The organism is Vibrio sp. SCP2, assembly GCF_059295395.1.
The window spans coordinates 1-625 of sequence record NZ_JCAFVV010000027.1; the positions used below are offsets into that span (position 1 = coordinate 1).

Annotated in this window: 1 pseudogene; it reads right to left on the minus strand. The window is 54.9% G+C overall.

The window, feature by feature from the left end:
* Positions 1–600 (minus strand): annotated as a pseudogene (locus AC5O63_RS22375) (tandem large repeat); the annotation flags it as partial.
* Positions 601–625: the final 25 nt, after the last annotated feature.

Consider the following 625-nt stretch of genomic DNA (forward strand, 5'->3'; position numbering starts at 1 on the left):
GTAGTTGCTCACCACGAGTCCCACACTGCGGTCACTGCTGCTCGGTACCATGACGTTACCTGTCCACACTTTTTTGTCTGCCGTCGCCGCCAGTGAACTGATGGTCGTGCCGCCCAAAGTCGCGGTCGCAGACTGCAGCTCTTTATCAAACTCCAGTCTCACATCAACGCTTTGACCAATGGCTTGGTAACCCGGAGTAAAGCTCGCCGCCGTTAAGCTTGGCTTCGCTCGGGTCATTTGCACCGTGCCTGTCGCCGGCGTCGCCACCGCATTCAGGTTGTTCTCCCCTTTTACCGTCACGGTAATTTGGCCGTCTTGCAGCGCACTCATGCCTAGGTTCACATTCCAGCTACCATCACCGGATACATTGACGGTCGTTTCTGGGGTTTTGCCACCGTTCGTGTCACTCGCTTGAACCGTTAACGATTCTCCCGCTGCAAAACGCGTACTGCTACCTGTGATAGCCACCGCCGCTGCATCCGAAGCGTTTACGGTATTACCACCATTAATGCTACCAATCGCGATAGTCGGGGTGATCGGTAAAGCATATGTGGTGTTGTCATCGCCTACATTACCCAGTGTATCGGTGTAGTTGCTCACCACGAGTCCCACACTGCGGTCACTG